This is a genomic window from Geobacillus sp. FJAT-46040 (assembly GCF_002335725.1).
Lineage (GTDB): Bacteria > Bacillota > Bacilli > Bacillales > Anoxybacillaceae > Geobacillus > Geobacillus thermoleovorans.
Genome location: NZ_NISS01000001.1, coordinates 1,363,458 through 1,386,237, shown reverse-complemented (window position 1 = coordinate 1,386,237; position 22,780 = coordinate 1,363,458). Strand labels below are relative to the sequence as shown.

The window sequence follows — 22,780 nt, the reverse complement described above, 5'->3', positions numbered from 1 at the left end:
AAAGCCAACCCGACGCGTACGATGGGAATACAAGCTGCGAAAAAAGGCTTCACAAACAGCCAAAAGCTCATTATAATAGCAACAAAAGGAAAGGAAGAGGATGGGGGACATGGCAAAGTCATTCTACCGTTACTTGCTGCGCTTCCGCCATGGACACCAGGAAGATCCGGTCGTCCGGTTTGCGAACGGAGCGTATGAAGACCACAGCTTTCCAAAAGGGTCGACGGACTATGAAGAACTGAGCGGCTATTTGGAGCTTAACGGTGACTATTTGGAAAGTATGGTTGTGTTTGATGAGCTATGGGAGCAATTTTTGCATGAAGCGTAACTAAGGGAGCGTTCCCATTTCATAAATTGGGAGCGCTTTCAAATAGCTTTTTTCCGCGCGGTTGCAGGTGTCCACCCTTCTCTGCATGCATATACTATACTAACTATTTGTTCCAAAGGGTGGAGATGCCAATGAGCGCGCCGAAACGCCCGAAATTTTCCGTCGGCGACATCGTCGTCAATACATTGTACGGAACGGTCGGAACGATCACCGATATTCAGCAGATTGACGGTGTGTTTTTATACGAAATCAACCATGGCCATAGCTTGTTTGCCGAGCAAGCGCTCATTTTATTGTCTGAGTTTGTGGGTGATTTATGGATCGCGGAAGAGATTGAAATTGAGTTGCCGTTTTTTCTCGGCGAAATTGTCCGCGTCCGCGATTATGGCGGCCATTTGTTCAAAATCGTCGGGGTGCGGACAGAAATTTACCGCTACTACGGGGAAGGATGGGAAGAGACGATTTACGAATTGAAACGGCTGACGGATGGTTGGGAGATTGAAGTCCATTTGGAAGACATCATTCCGCTTGCCGACGGAGAGGAGATGTCCGTCACGCTCGTGCAAGATATTGTCATCGCCGCGCCGGTGAAAGCGTCGCTTTTATTGCCGCCGGCCGACAGCGGAGAGAAAGGGCCGTCGGTCGACGAGCTCCTTGACATGTACAACGATTATAAAGCGTTATATGAATGGTTCGGCGATGAACAGTACCAACGGATGATGGAAACAGTTGTAAAACGTTTGCGGACAATCGCCAATCACCAAGATAGAAATTGATAAAGAATAAAAAGAAAATAAGGAATGCCGGCGAAAATGACGATCGCACCCAATCCATTGACAACTGTTTCCATCATTTTATCGATCGCAGTGAATTTGTCCATTTTGTCCGCCTCCGTGTTTTTTGTTTTGTTGGTACATATGTATGGGCGAGACTGAAAAATAGTACAACATGATTTTTGACATAAAACGGAAGGCGGCGACATACAACATTACAAAGGGGGCGAGATGCGGTGAAGGAAATTGAAGTGATTATCGATACGGAAGAAATCGCTGAGTTTTTTTACCAAGAACTCATCCGCCGCGGCTTTGTGCCAACGCAAGAGGAGCTTGAGGAGCTCGCGGATATTACGTTTGACTATTTGCTTGAAAAATGCATCATCGATGAAGAGATTGACATCGATGGGGAGTAGTCCTCGTCGTTTTATGATGAAGTTGATTTGGCCGCCGCGATGGCGGCTGTTTTCATCATGACCAAATGCCGCTCGTAGCGGCTGGTCATGTCGCCCGAGGCCGGAAGCGGGAGCGTTTCAAGCGCCTGCATGATCGCCTCATCGGTGAACCAATCGCGATGATCGTGGAACGGGTGCGCAAGATCCGGCCAAGCTTCCTCAAGGCGGGGGCTGTAAAAGCGGTGCCCATCAGGCGTTTCAGCGAACGATTGCGGCCAGAAGTCGGCGCGTGAGCCGCTGTGGGGGACGCAGCGGGCAAAGCGGCAGGCGCCGCGAAACAGCCGGGCGTCAAACAGCAGCAGACTGTACAGCGTTTTGCCGATATGGATGCGGTGGTGGACGTCGGCGAAATCGCGCACGGTCGTTCCGGCAAGCGCTACGCGGCGGCCTTTGGCATATGGGATGAGCACATCGTTGAACCCGAGCCATTGCTCGACAATAAACGGCCAGCTTGACAGCACGCGGGTGCGGAAAAACGGATGTTCGATGACGCGAAGCTGGATGTACTGCTGCTCGTTGATGATCAGAGCAACCGTAAGAAGCGCGGCATTCCCCGTTTCCCAAAAATGTTCCCACATCGGCTTCATAAACGAAGACACCGCTAGCGCCGACAACAAATGAAACAGCGGCGTCTCCCTCCGTTTGCTTTCTTCGTACAGCAGAAGCTGCGGATAGGCATCATGAAAAATGAGGGCATTGGCGCGCTCCAAAAACAAAAAAAAGGGGTGCAATGATTTGTTCCGGCAGCAAAAACGGAAGAAGGCCGCCGCGCAAATCAGTCATGTTCCAACCGCCGTTGCGCGAGACGAGATGGGCTAAAAACGCCCAATGAATTTCCCGATGGCGCTCAAAAAACGCTAAGTAGGCGGCGGTGCGCGTCACGTTGTTGCGGTTATATTCCGCTGTTTTCCGGCGAATGGCGGCAACAATGCCCTTTTCTTCCGCGCTGAGCGGTCCGTCAGTCGGGACAGTTGTGCGGGCGGCCATCCGGCGAAGCAGGCCGTCATCGGCGAAGCGGACCGGATGGCGGTACAAAAAGGAGCGGTAGGCATACTGAAGCGGATGGCGCAGCCAAGCGAACGGGCGAGTCGGCATCAGGTTGTCTCTCCTTTGCATCATTTGTGGACTTTTGCCAGAAGACCGCGATCGTTTCGACAAAAGGAGTGCTCGTTTGCTGAAGGAATCGACACGCCAAATCACCAAAAGTTGACCGAATATTCAAAAATATAGTCGCCAGCAAGAGCTAGAGATGATATAATATGAATAAAGCCCCCTTGTTTCGGGAACGGATAAGAAAGGAAAGGGGGCGGACTTGATGGAACATGACGAACGGCGGCGCGACATGCCGACGGTGGCCCCGGGCATCGACGACGATGAGGAGCTGAATGAAAGAGCGACAAAAGAGGAAATTGAACGCGGGGAATATACAAAAGTCGTCACGCTTGCTTGGGACGAATCCGAGCCGTCGGAACCGCGATAGAAACCCTTGTATCGCACAAGGGTTTCTGCGGTTTGTCACGATTCTGGATTGTCGTGATGGCCCGGACCGTTTTTCCGGCCGCCGGCGGCGGAATATTCTTTGGCATGCGCCTCATCTTCAGCGATCAATGCTTCTTTTGGAATATGGTTGTTCTTTTTCTGCCCGTTAATGCGGTTGCGGTGTTTTTTGCCCATCGTTTTCCCTCCTTGAACCGTCGTTGTCGTTAGTGTATGCGGTCTGGCGGCGGTTCATCGACGGAAAATGTTTGCAGGCGGCATCATGCGGCGGGCGCAGGAGAAAAGAGGGAAGGGGGCGAAACGATGGCCGCACTGGCGCTGTCGCTGCTCTTGTGCGTCGTCTCGATTGCGGCATTGCTTTGGGTCAAAGGGCAAGTTGAGCGACTCTTGTTCCGCTGGAGAAGCGTGCCCCTTCTCCATGCGGTCAACGTCGTCATCATCGCTGCCATCGTTGCTGACATGTACTATCGGCTCAGCGGCATCGACGTGTACTTGCGCGATTTGGCCGATATCAACGGTTTTTGGTATGTCTTTGCCGGCGCGATGCAGCTCGTCTTTCCACTGTATTTGTTTTCCTGTTGGCTTGTCGCCAGGCGGCGCGAGCGCGAGAAAAAATATACGCGCAGCAAAGACAAAAAGGTGCTGTATATCAATGAGCGGTATTTGGCGCGCCGCCATCGCAGCGATTACCGCCGATCCAAAACATCATAAAAGAGAGCGGCTCCCCCGCAAACGACTCACCCACCTACGCGAGTGCATAGGGGGAGCTTTCAGCGATTTGCATATGTGCCAAACGACAAGCCGCACAAGGACCCTTTCCGCTTCCCTTCGTTTCGAAGGTGCCCGTTTGAACAACATGTGATTCGATCCGACAGCGATTGCCGGCCAACATTCATCTCCCACATGGACGGGTGCTCGTGCACCTTCACGTTTCGAAGTGGGAGACTTCTTTCGGAATGATGTTAGAATTTGGTCTTTTCCTTTTTCGATGTGGACGGCTGATTGTTTGATTTGGACGATGGATTGGTTTTGTTGGCGTATTCCACCGCTTGTTCGAGTTTCTTTTTCATCGGTCTTTTCCTCCTTTCTCCTCGGGCAGGCACACATAGTATGCCCGTTCGCCGCCTCGGCTACTCGAAGGAAGACTGCCATTTTCCGCAAACATATGATATGATAGACGAGGGCATGGCCCGACAACGATCGTTCAAACCAAAGGAGGAATCCCATTGAGCGTACATATCGGAGCGAAGACAGGGGAGATCGCGGAGCGCATTTTGCTGCCGGGTGATCCGCTGCGCGCCAAATACATTGCTGAAACGTTTCTGGAAGGAGCGGTATGCTACAACGAAGTGCGCGGCATGCTCGGGTTTACCGGGACGTATAAAGGGGAGCGCATTTCCGTGCAAGGGACCGGCATGGGCGTGCCGTCCATTTCGATTTATGTGAACGAACTGATCCAAAGCTACGGCGTAAAGACGCTCATCCGCGTCGGAACGTGCGGAGCGATTCAGCCGGATGTGCGCGTCCGCGACGTCATTTTGGCGATGAGCGCGTCGACCGATTCCAACATGAACCGGCTCATTTTCCGCGGCCGCGATTATGCGCCAACCGCCGATTTCCATCTGCTGCGGACGGCGTATGAAGTAGGTGTGGAAAAAGGGCTGGCGCTAAAAGTCGGCAATGTGTTCACCGCCGACATGTTTTACAATGATGAACCGAATTGGGAAACGTGGGCGCGCTACGGTGTATTGGCCGTCGAGATGGAAACGGCGGCGCTCTATACGCTGGCGGCGAAATTCGGCTGCCGGGCGCTGTCGGTGCTGACGGTCAGCGACCATATTCTCACCGGAGAAGAAACAACGGCTGAGGAGCGGCAAATGACGTTTAACGAGATGATTGAAGTGGCGCTTGAAGCGGCGATCCGCAATGGCGCGTGATGGGCCTGGGAAAACAGAAAAGGAGAAGGAACATGAACCAGCGATGGCAAGCGGCGATGTTGGTATGCCTGCTGCTCGCCGGCTGCCAAACAGGGGAGAGCGGCAGCAACGGTGCGGCCGGCCCGTCCGGCCAGCCGCCGGAAAGCGCGGTGCACCCAAGCGATCATCAACAGGGGAAAACGAGCCAGAGCCCCGTCGATCCCGATTTGCAGCTTGAGGCGAAATATTGGAACATCGTCAAGGTGCAAAACGGACAAAAAGTGATTCAAAACCCTGACAACATTTTGGTGCTCGTCAATAAAGAACAGTCGCTCCCGCCTGGCTATAAGCCGGCGGACTTGGTCGTGCCGCGCGTGCCGTTTGTGTGTGCTGACCCGAACGCGGAAAAACGGCATATGCGGGCCGAAGCGGCCGCGGCGCTTGAGGAGATGTTTGCCGCCGCACGCCGCGATGGCATTGAGCTGGTGGCCGTGTCCGCTTATCGTTCATACGAGCGGCAGCAGGTGATTTTTGCTGAAGAAGTGCGGCAAAAAGGGAAGGAAAAAGCGGTTCAAGCGGTCGCTCACCCAGGGCAGAGCGAGCATCAGACAGGGCTGGCGGTCGATATCAGCAGCCGCTCGGCCGGCTGTCAGCTGACCCAATCGTTCGGGGCGACAAAAGAAGGGCAATGGGTAGCCGCCCATGCGCACGAGTACGGATTCATCATCCGCTACCCGAAAGGAAAGGAAGCGGTGACCGGCTACAAGTATGAGCCGTGGCATCTCCGCTATGTTGGGCGGAAGGCGGCCGCGGTGATCAAAAAGCGCGGCTTGACGCTTGAAGAATATTTCAAAGTAGTGAAAAAAGTGTGAAAACGGCGTCTCGTCGAGGACGCCGTTTTTCTTGCCAGCTATGGTTCGCAGCAAAAGACGCAATAGCCAAGACGGTCGCCGAATTGAGCTGTAAACTGTTGGTGCATCTGCCACATGCTCGCCATCTCCGGTGTCGGCGGAAGGGCGATGACGATGGGTGCCCCAAGGCTTGGCGCTTCGGCCGCAGCCGCGTAGGAAAACTGGCGGCAGCCAAAGCCGCTTTGTTCGAGCACTTCTTTCCACTCCGCTGATGTCATGAGCTGACGGAAGCCGTAAAAGGCGGCGATTTGCTTTTGCTCGGCGGCGGTCAGCCGCTCATGACACGCTTCAATGCCGACGAATAGGCCATCGTTTTTGAGCACGCGGCGGATTTCGGCGAGCGCGTTTGGCAATGAAACGAAAGCAAGTACCGATTCAGAAAGCGCAAGGTCAAACGTCCCGGCGGGAAACGGGAGCGCTTCGACCGAGGCGCGATGCAAACGGACTGAGACCGCCTTGGAGGCAAAACGCTGTTTCGCCTTGGCAATCATCGTCGGGTGGATGTCGATGGCGGTGACGTTGGCCCCGTACTGTTCGGCGATATAAGCCGCCGTCTGTCCGGTGCCGCAGCCGACGTCAAGCACGGATGTCGAACGGTCGATCTTAAGTTTACGTAAGATTTGTTTTGTTAACTCAAAACCGCCTGGGTGAGCGCCATCGATCCCCATGTCCGCCAACCAGTCTAAATATGCAGACATCTGTTCCTCTCCTTTTTTTGTTTCGACTTGGTTTATCATACGCAAATGCGCTCGATTTTGCCTTTAGACAAAAAAATTTGCTTGTCCCTATTCTTATGAAAAAAGGAAATTTTCTTGCTGTAGACCCAACCGGCTTCAAGCTGGTACACTGATACGTGCAAGAATGAGATGGCTAGGTTGGTGAAGAAAGTGGATCGAAAACAAGGAGCCCAGGCGGGCGCACTGCTGAGCATTTTCGTCTATCTTCTCCTTTCGACCGGCAAGCTGTTGGCTGGGGCGGTGTTCGGCTCGGATGCGGTGGAAGCGGACGGTTGGAATAATTTGAGTGATATTATCGCTTCCTCGGCAGTCTATATCGGCATGAAAATCGCTAAAAAACCGCGTGATTGCAACCACCCGTACGGACATTCGCGGGCGGAGAACATCTCCTCGCTGTTGGCCGCTTTTTTGATGATGTCCATTGGCATTGACGTGATCACAAGCGGCATCCGCTCGCTGTTCGGCAAGGAAAAGGCAGCGGCTCCTGACGTTTTAGCGGCTGTGGTTGCGCTCGCCTCGGCGGCCGTTATGATTGGCGTTTATGCAATCAATCGCCGGCTGGCGCGGCGGACGAACAGCATGGCGCTGGCGGCCGTGGCGAAAGACAATTTATCGGATGCGCTGGTGAGCATTGGCGCCGCCATTGGCATCGCCGGTGCGCGGCTTGGGTGGCCATGGCTTGATCCGCTGGCGGCGCTTGTTATCGGGGCGATGATTGGCAAGACGGCGTGGGAGGTGTTTATGGAGACGGCGCATACGCTCACCGACGGTTTTGATGAACAGCAGCTCGCCGTTTATAAAGACGAAATCGCGGCGGTGAGCGGCGTGCGCGATGTCGCTGACATTAAAGCGCGCATGTTAGGCAACGACATTGTGCTGGAAGTGACGATCCGCGTTGACTCGCATTTGACGGTGGCAAAAAGTCATGAAATCGCTGATGAAGTCGAGCGTTTGATGCGAAACCGGCATAACATTCGGGCGACGCACGTCCATGTGGAACCGGAAGCGGTGCGCTGACTGGCTTCGGGCGCATTGGCGGGCGGACGCGGCGAGGCGCCTAGACAGCGAATGACTTGCCGGGATGTGACGCTTTGCAGGCGGGATGCAGCCGGGAGAAGCTGCTTGTCGCCAACAGCGAGCGGATGCGGCCAAACCGTTGCCGCTGACTTGTTTTTGGCGGCGGGAGGGGAGTAGTTTTGCGGCAAACAGCAAACAATACAATTAAAATCGTTTGCATGGAAAGGATGTCAGTCTATGGCGATCGAGCATAACTTTCGTTTGACGGTTGACGGAACGTACAAACGCCATGCGCCGGCAGGCAGCCAGTCGTGTTGGCTTCATTTCACCGCCGCCGCCAAGCCGGATTTGGAGCAGCTTCTTTCTTCGCTGTCCATTCACCCTCTCGCCCAACAGCGGCTGATGAACGGGACAGATATTCCCACGTTTGACGAATACGAAGGATGTTTCTTCTTATCGCTGTTTATCGTTCGTCCGTCCGGCCGGACAGTGAACGTTCGTTTGCTGGCCGGCAGCCAATATATGATCAGCTATATGGATGAAAACGATCCGCTTGTTGATCACGTGAAAGAACGTTTGTTGAACCATCGCGGTCAGGCGCTGTATCCTGGGTACGTGCTGTATCACTTTTTAGACTTGGCCGCCATCCGTTTTTTGCAAGTCATCGATCAGATCGCTGACCGCATTCAGACGCTTGAACGGCAAGTGTTTGCGACCCCGTTTGCCAACGAAATCGGGCGCGAGATTTATCGGATGAAAACACATCTTCATGAGCTGCGCCAAATCGCCGAGGCGCAGGAAGAAGCGATCAAAATGATCCGCCACGCTGATTTGCCGTATATCAATCAAGAGACGAATCCGTATATCGAGGAAGTGGCGTCGCGATTCTCACGCGTGCCCGCCGCGCTCGACGCGTTTAAGGAATCATTGTCCGCCATTTTCGATTTGCAACTGTCGCTCAAATCAGATCATATGAACGTCATTATGAAGACATTGACATTGGTGAGCGTCATATTTTTGCCGATGACGTTTATCGCCGGTGTATACGGCATGAATTTTGCGTTTATGCCAGAGCTGAAATGGAGATACGGCTACCCGTTTGCCTTGTTGCTCATGGCAACCGTTGCTATGCTCATCGCCCTCTATTTTAAGCGAAAAGGTTGGTGGGGAGAGACGGGGACGAAAGAAAAATAGGCGTTTTTCTAGAAGGTTGGTGATTTAAGGGGAAATGCTGCTCTCCAACAGTGTTTCTCAAATTGAAAAACCTTGCAACACCATAACCTCCTTCCTTACGATTTCTCACAAACCGAGCGAATCCGTTGTTTTTCACCAGCCTTCTAGAAGGTCGGTGATTTAACGGAGAAAACGCTCCAGCAAGGAGCTTTCGCCAATGGATCAACGGCTCTTCCGTGCGTTCGTGGACCAATCTTTTTGAAGAAAACGCGGTTTTTCACCAATCTTCTAGAAATTTGGGCATTCGCCCGGCCGTTTGGGCGGGCAGGCGCATATGATGGCCCTGTGAACCGATGAAGGAGGTGCCCGCCGTGAGCGGTTTTGTCAACAGCGGTTATACGGTCGTCATCGTCCTGTTCATTTTACTGATTATTGTTGGCTGTGCCTGTGTCGCTTGATGAGCGAAAAAATAAGAAAGGACGGCGGTCAAACGGGCCGCGAAGGGGGCGGGTGCTCATATTCAGCTGCGCCCCTTCTCCATTGCGCAACCGCGTCGAGCGATGCGGGTGAGTGTTTTGATGGATAAAGTGAAGCGGCGGCGGTATAATGAAACAGAAATGATCATGGAACAGGAGAAGACGACGTGGGGCATTGGAGCGAAGAAAAGCAAGGCATCTTGTATACGGCTGCTTCGTACTTGCTGTGGGGAGTATTGCCGCTGTACTGGAAGCTGCTAGAGGCGCGCCCGGCGCTTGAGATTTTGGCGCACCGCATCGTGTGGTCGTTCGTGTTTATGGCCATCCTTCTGGCAGCGAATGGGCAGCTTGGCGCCTTCCGCCGGGAGCTTCGGGCGATGCGCCGTAAGCCGGCTAAGGCATGGGGGATCGCCGCTGCTGCCGTGCTCATCAGCGCCAACTGGTTTGTCTACATATGGGCGGTGAATCATCATCATGTCGTTGAAACGAGCCTCGGCTATTATATCAACCCGCTTGTCAGCGTGGCGCTTGGGACGATCGTATTGCGCGAGCGGTTGAGCGTTGGGCAGTGGGCCGCTGTTTTTCTTGCCGCCGCCGGCGTGGCGGCGATGACGGCGGAATATGGCGCGTTTCCGTGGGTCGCCATATCGCTCGCGTTGACGTTCGGGTTTTACGGCTTAGTGAAAAAACTGGCCAGCGTTGACTCGTCCATTGGCTTGACGCTTGAAACAATGGCCGTCATGCCGCTTTCAGCCGTTTACTTATTATGTGTGTACAACGAAACGCCAGCCCTCGTCAAGACGGCCGAATGGTGGCAATGGGCGCTGTTGGCTGGAGCCGGGCCAGCGACGGCCGTGCCGCTTTTGTATTTCGCCAAAGGGGCGAAGCGTGTGTCAATGACAACACTTGGTTTTTTGCAATACATTTCGCCGACGATCAGCCTTCTCCTTGGCGTCTTTTTGTTCGGCGAGCCGTTTACGAAAGCGCATTTTTATGCGTTTAGCTGCATCTGGACGGCGCTTATTTTGTTTTCCGCTGTTCAAATCAAGCAAGCGCCGGGGCGGAAAAAATGGAAGCGAAACTCGCTCGGAGCATAACATCGGTCCGCGGATGGACCGTTTTTTTTACGTTGCGGCAAATACCCATTTTTGCCGAAACATCTAACCATTTCCTCGGCTTCTGAATAGTCTACTAGTACAAAAACGAAGGAGGTGCTGGCAAATGGGTGCAGCTTACGGCGGCGGATTCGCGTTGATCGTCGTTCTGTTCATCTTGTTGATTATTGTCGGATGTGCATGTATCGGTGGTTGGGTGTACTGATGCCTCTTACTTGCTAGCAAGGAGGTGACGAATATGCCATATGGCTTTTATGGCGGCTGGGGCGGCTATGGCTTCGGTTATCCGGGTTATGGCGGCTACGGCTACGGCTTTGTGCTGATCGTCGTTTTGTTTATTTTGCTCATTATCGTCGGGGCAACATGGTGCTAGGCGGATGATGGGCATGCGGGGGGAGACGGCCGGGCAACGGCTGTTTCCCCCGCTTTTTTTGTGAACAGGCAGGAACAACGAAAGGAAGTGGAGAAATCATAAACGATGAGAAAATGGAAAGCATATGGAGGACGGGGAAATGACACATATTGCAAAAGACATCGTCGCGACGTTTTCGATCGTCGCGTTCGATCCGGCGACCGGGGAGCTTGGCATCGCTGTTCAATCGAAATTTTTAGGCGTTGGTGCGGTTGTTCCGTGGGCGAAAGCGGGCGTCGGAGCGGTGGCGACGCAATCATACGCCAACACGTCGTACGGACCGCGCGGCCTCGAATGGATGGCAAAAGGGAAATCGGCGCAAGAAACGCTTGAGTTGCTCGTTGCCGATGACAGCGAGCGCGATTTGCGCCAGGTCGGCATCGTGGATGCGAAAGGACGGGCAGCAACGTTCACCGGAAAAAAATGTTACCCGTGGGCGGGCGGCATTACCGGACCGAACTATGCAGCGCAAGGCAATATTTTAGCCGGGGAGGAAACGGTGCTGGCGATGGGAAGAACATTCGAGCAGGCCAAAGGGCCGCTCGCCGAGCGATTGCTAAAGGCGCTTCAAGCTGGTCAGGCGGCGGGGGGCGACCGCCGCGGGCAACAGTCGGCTGCCTTGCTCGTTGTGAAAGAAAGGGGCGGCTATGGCGGGTACAATGACCGCTATATCGATTTGCGCGTTGACGACCACCCGCGGCCGATCGAGGAGCTCATTCGCCTGTATGAGCTGCGCCAGCTTTATTTTGAGAAACCGCGCCCCGAAAAAGTGGCTGTAATGGAAGGCGCGGTCAAGGAAGAGGCGGCTGCCCACTTGATCCGGCTCGGCTACTTGCCGAAAGAGCGCGCCGCCGACAGCGAGGCGCTTCACGAAGCGCTGACAGCGTATATACATACAGAAAACTTTGAGGAACGCGAACTAGAAAAAGGGAAAATCGATCTTGACGTGCTCGCGTATGTCAACTACCCCCACTTCGCGAACGCTTGAAGTGGGGGCTTGCAACTCCCCAGAAGTGCAAACGGACTTCGTCCTCCTTCCTTGACTTGGGGTTGCATCAGGGGGCAGGTTGACCGCTGCCCAACGACGCAGGTCATGCCTGCATCGTTACCGATTCTCTCGGTGTGTCTGTTGGCAGTACTTGGCTTCCACACACAACAGACAGACCTACGCTCGATGTTTTACGGTTGCAACGTTTCCTGCAACCAACTCCATCCATCGAGCAGCCGTTATTGGAGTGCCTTTATTGAACGGTTTTCTCCATGCCTTTATTATATCATACACAAAAGAAAGGGGGAACGCACATTCCTCTCCCACTTACTCCCTTTGGTCGTTGAAGTGGGAGTCTCCTGCGCGAAATAGGATGAAACAGCAGCCGTCGCCGCAGGGGGAAAAATAAAAAAATAAAAACGATCACTGCATGGTTGGTCGGGCGGATGAATGGCGTTGTATGAAAAGCGGAGGTGTCCCAAAAGGAGCGGGACACCTTTTCCTATGACTGCATATGCGCAAACAACGATTTATGCGGTGTTTCGGTTCAGGAAAAACAGCCCGTGTTTGGGCAGCGGCCGTTTAGGAGGCGAGCGGCGCACGCCCGCTGTCATGTCTGCGCCAAACGGCCCGCAGGCGAAAGCTGAGAAACAGCGCGCCCGTTGCCAATCCGGCGATCAGGCCGATCCAATAGCCGAACGCCCCGGCGGCAGTCAAGAGAGCGAGCGCGCAGCCAAGCGGAAGCCCAACGCCCCAATAGGCGAGAAGAGCGGACCAAAAAACGGCGTTAACCTCTTTATAGCCCCGCAGCGCTCCTTGGATGGGAGCGGCGATGGCATCGGAAACTTGAAAGAAGATCGCATAGAGCAAAAACTTCCCTGTCAACGCCGCCACTGTCGGATCGTTTGTATACAGCCGGGCGACATGGCTGCGGAAGGCGGAAAGGAACAGCGCTGCTGCGGCGGCGACGGCCAAGGCGAGGGTGATGCCGATCAAGCAATATTGTTTGGCGGCTTCATAACGGTTGGCCCCGGCTTCAACGCCCACGGCGATCGTCAGCGCCATCGATAAGCTGAGTGGAATCATATACAACAGTGAAGCGAAGTTGAGGGCGCTTTGATGCGCGGCGACCGTTTCCGCGCCAAACCGGCCGACAAGCAGCGTCACAGCAGCGAAAATGCTCGTTTCAAAAAAGATGGCCGACCCGATCGGCACCCCGGTTTTCAGCAACTCTTTCCATGCGGCCCATGACGGACGGTAGAAACGGACGAGTACACGATAGGGAGCCAAGCGCCGAAATTTCAAAGCGGCAAAGGCAGCGGCCGCGAAGCAGTACGCATACGTGATCGCCGTCGCGTAACCAGTGCCGATGCCGCCAAGGCGCGGAAATCCGCCATGCCCGTAAATCAACAACCAGTTGAACAGCATATTGACCGGCAAGGCGGTGAGCGTAATCCACATCGTCACTTTCGTTTGCCCAAGCGCATCGATGAAATAGCGGAGCACAGAATAAAGAAACAGAGGGATGATCCCAAACGACAAGGCGCGCAAATAATGAAAGGCGATATGCCGAACGTTTTCATCCAAAGACATCTGTTTCAAGATAAACGGCACGGCAGCGGCGCCGATCAGGACAATGGCGACAGCAAGCGCGACAGCCAAGTAGAGCGCCTGGGCGACGGCGCGAGTGATCGAGTCATGCCGTCCGGCGCCGAAATGGTGTGAGACGATCGGGGACAGGGCGAGCAAAATGCCGCCGGCGCCGGTAAACACCGGCACCCATAGGCTTGAGCCGATCGCGACGCCGGCAAGATCTTCGGCGCTCGCATGACCGGACATGGCGACATCGACAAAGTTCATGGCATATTGACCGGTTTGCGAAACAAAAATGGGAAGAAACAAGGCGAACAGGCGCCGCCATTTGCCGTTGGGCGGAGCGGTCGTTGCCATAATGGCTCCTCCTTTTCTGCGATAAAGTGACACATTGTTCTAAATCATCAATCTCCCCACTTCCGAAGCTGGGATGGCCCCCTCTTCGGAAGCGATTTATGACGAAAGAAACGGCGGTTGGCTGCAAAGCGGGAATTCGATCAAAAAACATGTGCCGTGCGCGTCGCTTTGCACTTTCATCGTCCCGCGATGCAGTTCGACGATTTTTTTCGATAATGACAGGCCGAGCCCAGTTCCCGTTTCCTTCGTTGAAAAAAACGGATCGAAAACATGGTCGATGACCGACGGCGGAATGCCGGGTCCATCGTCGCAGAAGCGAAGCTGAACGAGATGGTTGATTTTTCGGCTGCAGATCGACACCCTCATCGTTTTCGCCACTTTTGCTTCCACGGCGTTGCGAAATAAGTTTAAAAACACTTGCAAAAGCTGGCTGCGGTCGCCGTTCATTTCGTAATCGTCAAGCTGGTCATCAAGGTCAAAATGGACGTCGACGTTATGCAATAGCGCTTCGCTTTGCAATAGGACGCCGACATCGTCGCGCAAAAAGCGGTGCAAGTTGAACGTCTCCATTTTGACGTCCGCCGGCTTGGCGATATTCAAAAAATCCGTGATAATGTCGTTCGCTCGGTCGAGCTCAGGAATTAAAAGCCGCTCAACGAGCGAGGCGATGCGATCCGGCAAGTCGCTTTTCAATAGTTGCAAATATCCGCGCACCGTCGTCAGCGGATTGCGGATTTCATGGGCGATGCCGGCGGCGATGCGGCCAGCGACCGCCAGCTTTTCTGTTTCTTTCATCATATTGAGCGACTGAAACATACTGATGACTCGTTTGATCGATCCGTCATCGTTGTAAATAAAACGGGTGTTAACGATCCCGTAAAATCGGTCGAGCACTTCGTAATTGTAAAGCGGCTCGCCTTTTTCAAGCGATTTGAGCGTCGCGATCAGCTCATCAGGGAGCTTCAGCAGCTCGCGAATATGTTTGCCGATGATGGCATCGCGATCCACGCCGGTGTCAACAGCCGCCTGCAAATTGCAAAGCGTGATGATCCCTTGAGCGTCGACAAAGACAATGTGGTGCGGAACGAGATCGAGCAACGGCGTCAAAAAGGCTTCCACTTTTTCAAACGGTACGTCGCGATGCAAGTCAATATCCCACTGCCATTTGGCTTCCTTTTCAAGGGACGGCGGAATGGTGCGAAGGTGCGGCCGGACGTCGCCGCGCTTTTTTTCGATGGCGATTCCACTTTCATAATCGGCAAAGGTGAACGGAAACGGAAGCTTTTCGATGAGCCGCTCATAAGCGCGCAGCTTTCGTTCGAGTTCTTCGATTTGCGATTGTACGAGTCGATCGTTCATCTTTCCAAACTCCTTAGCTGCACATTTCGTTTTTTATTTTACAAAAACCGCCCTCCGTTGGCTATGGCGGACATCCTGACGACATATGTTTCGCCGCCTTGGCGGACGCTTGTCATCGCCGTTGTCCACGCGGCAACATCCGGCGCTGTATAGTACAACTTTTTAGTCACAATCGCTTCATCCTTTCGTATTCCGAATGCTTTTCTTTCATATTAGCAAATTCGCTCGCATTTGCCTATCGTGGATCTTCCCAACCGCTTTCTCCCATCAAACGGGCGAAGGATTCCATTGGCGCTATTAGGTTTTGATGGATCACAGCCAAATGAAGACGAATTTCCTAATTGATAAAACAATGTGCTAAATCATCAATGGAATGAACAAAAATGGTTTTTGCATACCATGCCAAAGTTCGTCAAAAAAGAGAAGACGATTGTACACAGTTTCTCAACTGGAAAAGAATCGGTTTTGCGATGGTTTTTGTCAAATCCCCTACCTTCAAGCAGCTGACAAAATGCAACGGATTGCAGTGATGGGTTCGTTCAACAATATATTTTATAATAAAAAACTATGTGCTAAATAATCAATAAAAAGAGTGACCATCCAAAAGAAAAGCAACATTTGTCGGCGGCGAAATGCTTTGTATATAATAAAACGGAGCGAAAACGAACCGATCGCCGATCAGAAAGGGTGGTTTGATGATGTTGACATTAGCAGACATTGAACAAGCGCGAGCGAAAATGAAAGGCATCGTCCATCAAACGCCGCTTGAGCATTCGCAAACGTTCAGCCGGCTGTCTGGCAAGGATGTATATATGAAACTCGAAAATTTGCAAAAAACGGGCTCGTTTAAAGTAAGAGGTTCATTCAATAAAATTATGTCGCTCACGGAAGAAGAGAGGGCGCGCGGCGTCATCGCCGCTTCGGCCGGCAACCACGCCCAAGGGGTCGCCTACGCAAGCGGCATGCTTCATATTCCGTGCACGATCGTCATGCCAAAAGGCGCGCCGCTCAGCAAAATTGAAGCGACGAAAAGCTACGGGGCGGAAGTCGTGCTGTACGGCGATGTGTTTGACGAGTCTTTGGAATATGCGTTAGAGTTGCAGCGCGAGCGGGGAATGACGTTCGTTCATCCGTTTGACGACTTGGCGGTGATGGCTGGCCAAGGGACGATCGGCTTGGAGCTGATCGAACAGCTTCCCGACGTCGATGTCGTTCTTTGTCCGGTCGGCGGCGGCGGCTTGTTGGCCGGCCTGGCGTTTACGTTAAAACAGCTGAAGCCATCGGTTGAAGTGTACGGCGTTGAGTCATCGGCTTGCCCAGGCATGACGGCGGCCATACGCCATAAACAGCCCGTCTCCATTGCCGCATCGAATACGATCGCCGATGGGATTGCCGTGAAAAAGCCGGGCAATATTACGTACCAATACATTGAGCAATACGTCGATGGCGTTGTGTGCGTGGAAGAGGCGGAAATTTCACGGACGATGCTGTATGTGCTCGAGCGGAACAAGCTGTTAATCGAAGGGGCGGCAGCTTGTCCGTTGGCGGCATTGTTGTATCAAAAGCTGCCGTTTCGCGGCAAAAAAGTCGCCGCTGTGCTAAGCGGCGGCAACGTCGATGTGACGCTCATTTCCCGCATTATTGAGCGGGGGCTTGTCGAAGCCGGGCGATTTGTTACGTTTACAACGGTCATCTCCGACAAGCCGGGCCAGTTGAACAAGCTGCTGCGCATTATTGCGGAGCTTGAGGCAAACGTGATGTCGATTCATCATCAGCGCATCGGCGCCAAAGTGCTGCCAGGTCAGGCGGAAATTCACTTTTCGCTCGAGACAAAAAACGAAGACCACATTCAGCAAATCTACCAAGTGTTGTTGAAAGAAGGCTATGATGTACAGTTTTACCGATGAGCGCGCGATGGGAAAACGGTTTGTGTTTCGCCACTGTCTGTTAAGCAAACAGTGGAAAAGCCGTCTTCGAAATCATGTTCACAGGGCTGCCAAGTCAACTACCCCCACTTCGCGAACGCTTGAAGTGGGGGCTTGCAACTCCCCAGAAGTGCAAACGGACTTCGTCCTCCTTCCTTGACTTGGGGTTGCATCAGGGGGCAGGTTGACGACTACCCAACGACGCAGGTCATGCCTGCATCGTTACCGATTCTCTCGGTGTGTCTGTTGGCAGTACTTGGCTTCCACACACAACAGACAGACCTACGCTCGATGTTTTACGGTTGCAACGTTTCCTGCAACCAACTCCATCCATCGAGCAGCCGTTATCGGAGTGCCTTTATTGAACGGTTTTCTCCATGCCTTTATTATATCATACACAAAAGAAAGGGGGAACGCACATTCCTCTCCCACTTACTCCCTTTGGTCGTTGAAGTGGGAGTCTCCTGCGCGAAATAGGATGAATACGAAACCATCATTTGCCCAACATAGCGGCTGTTCCTTATGACATGGGGGACAGCCGTTTTGTTTTGTCAATGCACGCGCGGCGCATCTTGCGGCCGCGTCGCGCCGAGGCCTTCGCGGGCCATTTTCGCTTTCAAGCTTTCCAGGACATACAAACCGAACATGCCAAGCAGCTCTTCATCAGTCATCTCACCGATCAGCTTGAGCACATCGCGGCGGTCGAGTTCATCCAAAATCGACATCGCCACCGCTTCGGCGTCTTCTTCATCTCCGGTCAGTCGATCTTTATAGTATTCGTACAGATCGTCAATAAACTTCATCGGCATCGTCGCCTCGCTTTTTTTGAGAGCGGGCTTCCTCCTTTCTTTGCAGTTGGCCGATGCAGACTTAGGGGCATCGGCAGTCCTCTCGGTTTGACGCCACAAATGCCATTGGCAACAGGGATGATTCATAGTATAATGGAAAAAATATCATTCGAAAAGCGGGGAAATTCTATGATTCGCCGGTTAACGGCCGAAGACGATCAACAAGTATTTTCGTTTTTGCGGCAAGATCCGTCGTTCAATTCTCATTGTCGGCGATGATCGTCGGCGTCTGCACGGATCAGGAGCATCGAGGGAAAGGGTATGCCAGCACCATCGTGGCGAAGCTCGTTTGCGATTTGCTCGCTGAAGGGAAGATGCCGTGCTTGTTTTATGACAATCCAGACGCCGGCCGCATTTACCATCGCCTTGGTTTTCGCGATATCGGATTGTGGGCGATGTACCGTTAGAAGGGCGGAAGTCCCGCCAGCTTGCTTGTGTACAAAAGCAGGCTGGCGGTTATTGTCCGTCTGCGCCGTTGGGCGTGCCGCGGCGAATGTGCTCGCCGCCGTGCTCCCGCATCGCTTTTGCCTTGTCGTTGACGAGCTGTTTTTGGTCAGCGATGGAAGAAGGTGTTTGTTTTTTGTTCGCCATATCGAATCACCTCAATGGAGACGATTTAGCGCGCTGAATGAACATGTCCGCATCTTCGATCAGCCCGCAGACGCCGCATTGGACGCGGTAGCTCGGGCCGCGGTATGGGAGATGGAACGGTTCGAGCGCTTCGTTTGTGTATTCGTGCTCGATGTCGCCGGTGTGCGGATCGAGCTTGACCGCACGCGGGTGCTGCTCAATGAGATGAAACCGCGTCCGGTTCGTTTTGCAGTTTGGGCATAGCATCGGTTCCAATGGAAGCCACCTCCGGTTTTTATCTTTTGGAAAAACGGCCGTGGTTATGTATAGGTCATCTGTTTTGTTTCAGTTCGTGCGGCTAGGGGATAGGGCTCGCGCAGCCGATCGGACGATGTGCGGCGAAAGACGCCTCCATTTTTCGGGCGCCGGAACGATTTTTGTTGACAATGGCTGCAACTGTCGAGTATCTTAATAAACAAGAAGAAGATTTTGCTTTTTTCGAAATGTTTTGGCTCTTCACCAAAAGTTGTACTTGATTTTTTCTGAACATACCCTATTTACGCTTGTGAGGGAAAATCAACAAATCAGTGATTTTTGCACATCTTTGTGCAGGAAACCGTATTGCTTGTCAAATACATGTTGTGGTGAAGAGCCAATGTTTTACAGTTCAGGCGAAGGAGACTGTTATGGCAGAGAAACCGCTTCGAGACCGCATTATCGACACCGCTCTTCATTTGTTTGAGAAATATGGCTACCATGGCGTGACGGTTGACCGCATCGTCGCGGAAAGCGATACGTCGAAAGGCGGGTTTTACCATAATTTTAAATCAAAAGACGAGTTGCTTTACCATATTCATGACGTCTTTATCACGTATGCGCTGACGAAGGCGCAGGAAGCGTATGAAAGCTGTTCGACGCCGACCGAGCGCTTGTACGCCATCGTTCAGTCGTTTGTCAAAGTGTTTCATTTGTATAAACCACACATCACCGTGTTTTACCAGGAAAGCACGTACTTAAAACCGGAATACGCCGAACCGATCAATGAAAAGCGCGAAGAATTTAAACAAATTATTTTTCGCGTCATCCGCGAGGGAATCGAGGCCGGCGAGTTTCGTCCGGAGCTGTCGGTGGAGATTACTGGCATGTCCATTATCGGCATGGTCAACTGGACATACAAATGGTACAATCCGGATGGTCCGTTGTCAATTGAGGAGATCGCGGCGTATTTTGCCGATTTCATTTTGCATGCGGTGCTCCGCACACCAGAAAACCCAGCGGCGGCGCGGTTTTTGTTGCGGCCGGCCGCCGAATAACTTGTTGATCGTATACAGACCAACTAGTCGGTTTCGGAAACGCTTCAAAAAATCAAAACCGTTTACACTCGTTTCCTTACTGAAACCGACTAGTCGGTTCAAATGATAGAACATTTTCTATGGGGGAGAGGGAGAACATGGATTTTTCATTGACGAAAGAACAACAAATGATTAAAGAAATGGTTCGCGACTTTGCTGAGAAGGAAATTGCCCCATACGCGGCGAAATGGGATGAAGAAGCGCATTTTCCGCTCGATGTCTTTCGCAAAATGGGCGAGTTGGGGTTGTTGGGCCTGCCGTTTCCGGAAGAGTACGGCGGCGCTGGGGGCGATACGATTTCGTACGCCATCGCCGTTGAGGAAATCGGCCGCGCCTGCGGCGGCACCGGGTTGAGCTATGCGGCCGCTGTGTCGCTCGGAGCGAGCCCGATTTACTACTTCGGGACGGAAGAACAGAAGCAAAAATGGCTTGTGCCGATGGCGAAAGGCGAGACGCTTGGCGCTTTTGGGCTCACGGAGCCGAACGCCGGATCGGACGCCGGCGGCACGCGCACGACCGCGGTGCTGGACGGCGATGAGTATGTCATCAACGGCGAAAAATGTTGGATCACAAACGCCCAATACGCGCGGCAAGTCATTGTCACAGCTGTGACGGGCAAAGATGCGCGCGGCAAAAACATCATCACCGCTCTCATCGTGCCAACTGACTCCCCAGGATTTACGATCCGTTCGAATTACGACAAGATGGGCGTGCGCGCGTCCAATACGTGCGAGCTTGTTTTCGAGAACGTCCGCGTGCCGAAAGAAAACGTCTTGGGCGACCCTCAAAAAGGGTTTAAACAGTTTTTGTACACGCTTGATGGCGGCCGCATTTCCATCGCAGCTTTAGCCGTCGGCATCGCGCAAGCGGCGTTTGAGAAAGCGCTTCAATACGCGAAAGAACGCGTTCAGTTTGGCCAGCCGATTTCCAAGTTTCAAGCGATCCAGTTTAAGCTCGCTGACATGGCGATGGAAATTGAGCTTGCCCGCAACATGGTGTACAAAGCAGCCTGGCTGAAGGATCAAGGGAAACCGTTTACAAAAGAAGCATCGTTCGCCAAGCTGTTCGCCTCGGAAATGGGGTTTCGCGTCTGCAACCAGGCGATCCAAATCCATGGCGGCTACGGCTATATGAAAGAATACGGAGTCGAACGCCACTTGCGCGACGTCAAGCTCATGGAAATCGGCGAAGGCACATCGGAAATCCAGCGTCTCGTCATCGCCCGCCAACTGGGATGCTAAAAGCGGAACGATGCGCATATCCATAACAGTGAATTCGGACAAAGGGGAGGAGACGGTCGATGTTAGCGGTGACGGTGGGGAAATTGTTAGAGGAGCGCGCCAGGCAATACCCGGATCATGAAGCGGTTGTGTACGCCGACCGCGGCTTGCGTCTGACGTATCGGCAGTTTAACGACTATTGCCGCCTCGTTGCGCGCGGGTTGATGCGGCTTGGCATCGAAAAAGGGGAGCATGTCGCCATTTGGGCGACGAACGTCCCGGAATGGATCGCCTGCCAGTTTGCGACCGGCAAAATGGGAGCGGTGCTCGTTACGGTCAATACGAACTACCGCGCGGCGGAGCTTGAGTATTTGCTTCGGCAGTCCGACTCGACGACGCTCTTTTTGATTGAGCAATATCGCGACTCGTCGTATATCGATATTTTATATGAAATCGTTCCCGAGCTGCGCACGTCGGCGCCCGGACAGCTGCAATCGAAACGGCTGCCGAAGTTGAAAAACGTGATCTTTCTTGGCGACAAACGGCACCCGGGCATGTTTACATGGAACGACATCTTGGCGATGGCGCACGACGTATCGGAAGAAGAACTCGATGAACGGATGGAGAGCCTCGACCCGCACGATGTGATCAACATGCAATACACGTCCGGGACGACTGGATTCCCGAAAGGGGTGATGTTGACGCATTACAACATCGTCAACAACGCCCACCAAGTGGCGCAATGCATGGGACTTGGCGAAGGCGATCGATTGTGCATTCCGGTGCCGTTTTTCCATTGCTTCGGCTGCGTCATGAGCACGCTTGCATGCGTGACGGTCGGGGCGACGATGGTGCCGGTTGTGGAGTTCCATCCGAAGCGGGTTCTCGAGACGGTGGAAGCGGAGCGGTGCACGGCGCTTCACGGCGTGCCGACGATGTTCATCGCCGAGCTCAACGACCCGGATTTTGCCAAATACGATTTGTCGTCGCTGCGCACGGGCATTATGGCCGGTTCCCCTTGCCCGGTCGAAGTGATGAAGGCGGTCATCGAGAAAATGGGGATGAAAGACATTACCATCGCCTACGGGCAGACGGAAGCGTCCCCAGTCATCACGCAAACGCGCACCGACGATCCGCTTGAGCTGCGTGTCGAAACGGTTGGCCGCGCCTTGCCGGGCGTCGAGGTGAAAATCGTCGAGCCGGGAACGAACAAGGAAGTGCCGCCCGGTGTGCAAGGGGAGCTGTGCACGCGCGGCTATCATGTCATGAAAGGATATTACAACAATTCGGAAGCGACAAATGAAGCGATCGACCAAGACGGCTGGCTCCATACCGGCGACTTGGCGGTGATGGATGAAAACGGTTACTTCCGCATCACCGGCCGGCTGAAAGATATGATCATCCGCGGCGGGGAGAACATTTATCCGCGTGAAATCGAAGAGTTTTTGTACAAACATCCGAAAATTTTGGACGTTCAAGTCGTCGGCGTGCCGGATGAAGTATACGGGGAAGAAGTGATGGCGTGGATCATCTTAAAAGACGGCGAAACGGCGACCGCTGAGGAGATTCGCGAGTTTTGCCGCGGCAACATTTCCCGGCATAAAATCCCGCGTTATATCGAATTTACCGACTCGTACCCGATGACGGCATCTGGGAAAATTCAGAAATTCAAATTGCGGGAAATGGCGAAACAGCGCCTCGGCTTAACAACCTAAGCCTAAACCGCCGCGCCGGGCGGACGAACCGTCCGGCGTCGGC

27 protein-coding genes and 2 pseudogenes are annotated in these 22,780 nt (G+C 53.3%); 19 read left to right on the top strand and 10 right to left on the bottom strand.

What is annotated here, in order from left to right; genetic code table 11:
• The first annotated feature begins 109 nt into the window (after positions 1-109).
• Together CD000_RS07415 and CD000_RS07410 are read left to right on the top strand one after the other, a co-directional pair.
• Positions 110-328: a YozE family protein gene (locus tag CD000_RS07415; RefSeq protein WP_011231067.1), complete on the top strand. Its 219-nt coding sequence runs from the start codon at positions 110-112 to the stop codon at positions 326-328.
• Between the two features lie 131 nt (positions 329-459).
• Entirely contained in the window at positions 460-1,104 is a 645-nt protein-coding gene (locus CD000_RS07410) for a hypothetical protein (RefSeq protein ID WP_096225349.1), read from the top strand.
• On the opposite strand, the gene CD000_RS19370 is transcribed toward CD000_RS07410, so the two are convergent.
• Positions 1,086-1,208 (bottom strand): hypothetical protein, encoded by a 123-nt coding sequence (locus tag CD000_RS19370; RefSeq protein WP_013145441.1) that lies wholly within the window; start codon positions 1,206-1,208, stop codon positions 1,086-1,088. The genes CD000_RS07410 and CD000_RS19370 overlap by 19 nt on opposite strands.
• Positions 1,209-1,337: 129 nt before the next feature.
• Between CD000_RS19370 and CD000_RS07405 the strand changes: the two genes are divergently transcribed.
• Positions 1,338-1,517 carry a YozD family protein gene (locus CD000_RS07405; protein ID WP_011231069.1) on the top strand — a complete coding sequence of 60 codons (180 nt, stop codon included), beginning with the start codon at positions 1,338-1,340 and terminating at the stop codon, positions 1,515-1,517.
• A gap of 11 nt (positions 1,518-1,528) precedes the next feature.
• Here the strand turns inward: CD000_RS07405 and CD000_RS07400 are convergent.
• Positions 1,529-2,651 (bottom strand): annotated as a pseudogene (locus tag CD000_RS07400) (DUF2515 domain-containing protein).
• Positions 2,652-2,871: 220 nt separating this feature from the next.
• Here CD000_RS07400 and CD000_RS18750 point away from each other — a divergent pair.
• On the top strand, positions 2,872-3,036 hold the full coding sequence (locus CD000_RS18750) for a hypothetical protein (protein WP_011231072.1): 165 nt from the start codon (positions 2,872-2,874) through the stop codon (positions 3,034-3,036).
• A gap of 35 nt (positions 3,037-3,071) precedes the next feature.
• On the opposite strand, the gene CD000_RS18745 is transcribed toward CD000_RS18750, so the two are convergent.
• Positions 3,072-3,230 carry a hypothetical protein gene (locus tag CD000_RS18745; protein WP_008879283.1) on the bottom strand — a complete coding sequence of 53 codons (159 nt, stop codon included), beginning with the start codon at positions 3,228-3,230 and terminating at the stop codon, positions 3,072-3,074.
• A gap of 126 nt (positions 3,231-3,356) precedes the next feature.
• On the opposite strand from CD000_RS18745, the gene CD000_RS07395 reads away from it, so the two are divergent.
• The 3 genes from CD000_RS07395 to CD000_RS07385 all read left to right on the top strand — a co-directional run bounded on the left by CD000_RS07395 (position 3,357) and on the right by CD000_RS07385 (position 5,841).
• Positions 3,357-3,764, top strand: a complete 408-nt coding sequence (locus CD000_RS07395) for a hypothetical protein (protein WP_011231073.1) — start codon at positions 3,357-3,359, stop codon at positions 3,762-3,764.
• A 515-nt stretch (positions 3,765-4,279) separates the two neighbouring features.
• Positions 4,280-4,990: a purine-nucleoside phosphorylase gene (gene deoD, locus CD000_RS07390; protein WP_011231075.1), complete on the top strand. Its 711-nt coding sequence runs from the start codon at positions 4,280-4,282 to the stop codon at positions 4,988-4,990.
• Positions 4,991-5,022: 32 nt separating this feature from the next.
• A complete protein-coding gene (locus CD000_RS07385) occupies positions 5,023-5,841 on the top strand; it encodes a M15 family metallopeptidase (protein WP_023634442.1) in 819 nt (272 codons plus the stop codon).
• 38 nt (positions 5,842-5,879) lie between these two features.
• Here CD000_RS07385 and CD000_RS07380 read toward each other — a convergent pair whose 3' ends face one another.
• On the bottom strand, positions 5,880-6,578 hold the full coding sequence (locus CD000_RS07380) for a class I SAM-dependent methyltransferase (RefSeq protein ID WP_096225348.1): 699 nt from the start codon (positions 6,576-6,578) through the stop codon (positions 5,880-5,882).
• 177 nt (positions 6,579-6,755) lie between these two features.
• On the opposite strand from CD000_RS07380, the gene CD000_RS07375 reads away from it, so the two are divergent.
• From CD000_RS07375 to CD000_RS07345, 7 genes are all read left to right on the top strand, one after another.
• A complete protein-coding gene (locus tag CD000_RS07375) occupies positions 6,756-7,634 on the top strand; it encodes a cation diffusion facilitator family transporter (protein ID WP_483299625.1) in 879 nt (292 codons plus the stop codon).
• A 237-nt stretch (positions 7,635-7,871) separates the two neighbouring features.
• Positions 7,872-8,828 (top strand): magnesium/cobalt transporter CorA, encoded by a 957-nt coding sequence (gene corA / locus CD000_RS07370; RefSeq protein ID WP_013523676.1) that lies wholly within the window; start codon positions 7,872-7,874, stop codon positions 8,826-8,828.
• A gap of 332 nt (positions 8,829-9,160) precedes the next feature.
• Positions 9,161-9,265 carry a YjcZ family sporulation protein gene (locus CD000_RS07365; RefSeq protein WP_013145431.1) on the top strand — a complete coding sequence of 35 codons (105 nt, stop codon included), beginning with the start codon at positions 9,161-9,163 and terminating at the stop codon, positions 9,263-9,265.
• Positions 9,266-9,450: 185 nt separating this feature from the next.
• Positions 9,451-10,380: an EamA family transporter RarD gene (gene rarD / locus CD000_RS07360; protein ID WP_011231080.1), complete on the top strand. Its 930-nt coding sequence runs from the start codon at positions 9,451-9,453 to the stop codon at positions 10,378-10,380.
• A gap of 124 nt (positions 10,381-10,504) precedes the next feature.
• Complete coding sequence (locus CD000_RS07355; protein WP_011231081.1) at positions 10,505-10,603, top strand: YjcZ family sporulation protein; 99 nt, start codon at positions 10,505-10,507, stop codon at positions 10,601-10,603.
• A gap of 33 nt (positions 10,604-10,636) precedes the next feature.
• A complete protein-coding gene (locus CD000_RS07350) occupies positions 10,637-10,771 on the top strand; it encodes a YjcZ family sporulation protein (RefSeq protein WP_096225346.1) in 135 nt (44 codons plus the stop codon).
• A gap of 139 nt (positions 10,772-10,910) precedes the next feature.
• Positions 10,911-11,798, top strand: a complete 888-nt coding sequence (locus tag CD000_RS07345; RefSeq protein ID WP_096225345.1) for a DUF1028 domain-containing protein — start codon at positions 10,911-10,913, stop codon at positions 11,796-11,798.
• Between the two features lie 582 nt (positions 11,799-12,380).
• Here CD000_RS07345 and CD000_RS07330 read toward each other — a convergent pair.
• The 3 genes from CD000_RS07330 to CD000_RS07320 form a co-directional block, all read right to left on the bottom strand.
• Positions 12,381-13,748, bottom strand: a complete 1,368-nt coding sequence (locus CD000_RS07330; RefSeq protein WP_096225343.1) for an MATE family efflux transporter — start codon at positions 13,746-13,748, stop codon at positions 12,381-12,383.
• A gap of 96 nt (positions 13,749-13,844) precedes the next feature.
• Positions 13,845-15,107: a two-component system sensor histidine kinase NtrB gene (locus CD000_RS07325; protein ID WP_096225342.1), complete on the bottom strand. Its 1,263-nt coding sequence runs from the start codon at positions 15,105-15,107 to the stop codon at positions 13,845-13,847.
• A gap of 38 nt (positions 15,108-15,145) precedes the next feature.
• Positions 15,146-15,277 carry a hypothetical protein gene (locus tag CD000_RS07320; protein ID WP_014195711.1) on the bottom strand — a complete coding sequence of 44 codons (132 nt, stop codon included), beginning with the start codon at positions 15,275-15,277 and terminating at the stop codon, positions 15,146-15,148.
• A 528-nt stretch (positions 15,278-15,805) separates the two neighbouring features.
• Between CD000_RS07320 and ilvA the strand changes: the two genes are divergently transcribed.
• Positions 15,806-17,014, top strand: coding sequence for a threonine ammonia-lyase (ilvA, locus tag CD000_RS07315; RefSeq protein ID WP_096225341.1), 1,209 nt, complete (start codon positions 15,806-15,808; stop codon positions 17,012-17,014).
• A 569-nt stretch (positions 17,015-17,583) separates the two neighbouring features.
• Here the strand turns inward: ilvA and CD000_RS07305 are convergent.
• Positions 17,584-17,841, bottom strand: coding sequence for a DUF6154 family protein (locus CD000_RS07305; protein WP_023634448.1), 258 nt, complete (start codon positions 17,839-17,841; stop codon positions 17,584-17,586).
• A gap of 239 nt (positions 17,842-18,080) precedes the next feature.
• Here CD000_RS07305 and CD000_RS07300 point away from each other — a divergent pair.
• Positions 18,081-18,287: pseudogene (locus CD000_RS07300) on the top strand (GNAT family N-acetyltransferase); the annotation flags it as partial.
• A gap of 49 nt (positions 18,288-18,336) precedes the next feature.
• Here the strand turns inward: CD000_RS07300 and CD000_RS19360 are convergent.
• Together CD000_RS19360 and CD000_RS07295 are read right to left on the bottom strand one after the other, a co-directional pair.
• On the bottom strand, positions 18,337-18,471 hold the full coding sequence (locus tag CD000_RS19360) for a hypothetical protein (protein ID WP_020755515.1): 135 nt from the start codon (positions 18,469-18,471) through the stop codon (positions 18,337-18,339).
• A gap of 6 nt (positions 18,472-18,477) precedes the next feature.
• A complete protein-coding gene (locus CD000_RS07295; RefSeq protein ID WP_013145420.1) occupies positions 18,478-18,726 on the bottom strand; it encodes a hypothetical protein in 249 nt (82 codons plus the stop codon).
• 410 nt (positions 18,727-19,136) lie between these two features.
• Between CD000_RS07295 and CD000_RS07290 the strand changes: the two genes are divergently transcribed.
• From CD000_RS07290 to CD000_RS07280, 3 genes are all read left to right on the top strand, one after another.
• Positions 19,137-19,763: a TetR/AcrR family transcriptional regulator gene (locus tag CD000_RS07290; RefSeq protein WP_063329931.1), complete on the top strand. Its 627-nt coding sequence runs from the start codon at positions 19,137-19,139 to the stop codon at positions 19,761-19,763.
• A 137-nt stretch (positions 19,764-19,900) separates the two neighbouring features.
• Positions 19,901-21,043 (top strand): acyl-CoA dehydrogenase, encoded by a 1,143-nt coding sequence (locus CD000_RS07285; protein ID WP_033025298.1) that lies wholly within the window; start codon positions 19,901-19,903, stop codon positions 21,041-21,043.
• A gap of 59 nt (positions 21,044-21,102) precedes the next feature.
• The gene (locus CD000_RS07280) at positions 21,103-22,737 is read left to right on the top strand and encodes an AMP-binding protein (RefSeq protein WP_096225340.1); all 1,635 of its coding nucleotides are present in this window, start codon (positions 21,103-21,105) and stop codon (positions 22,735-22,737) included.
• Positions 22,738-22,780 lie beyond the last annotated feature (43 nt).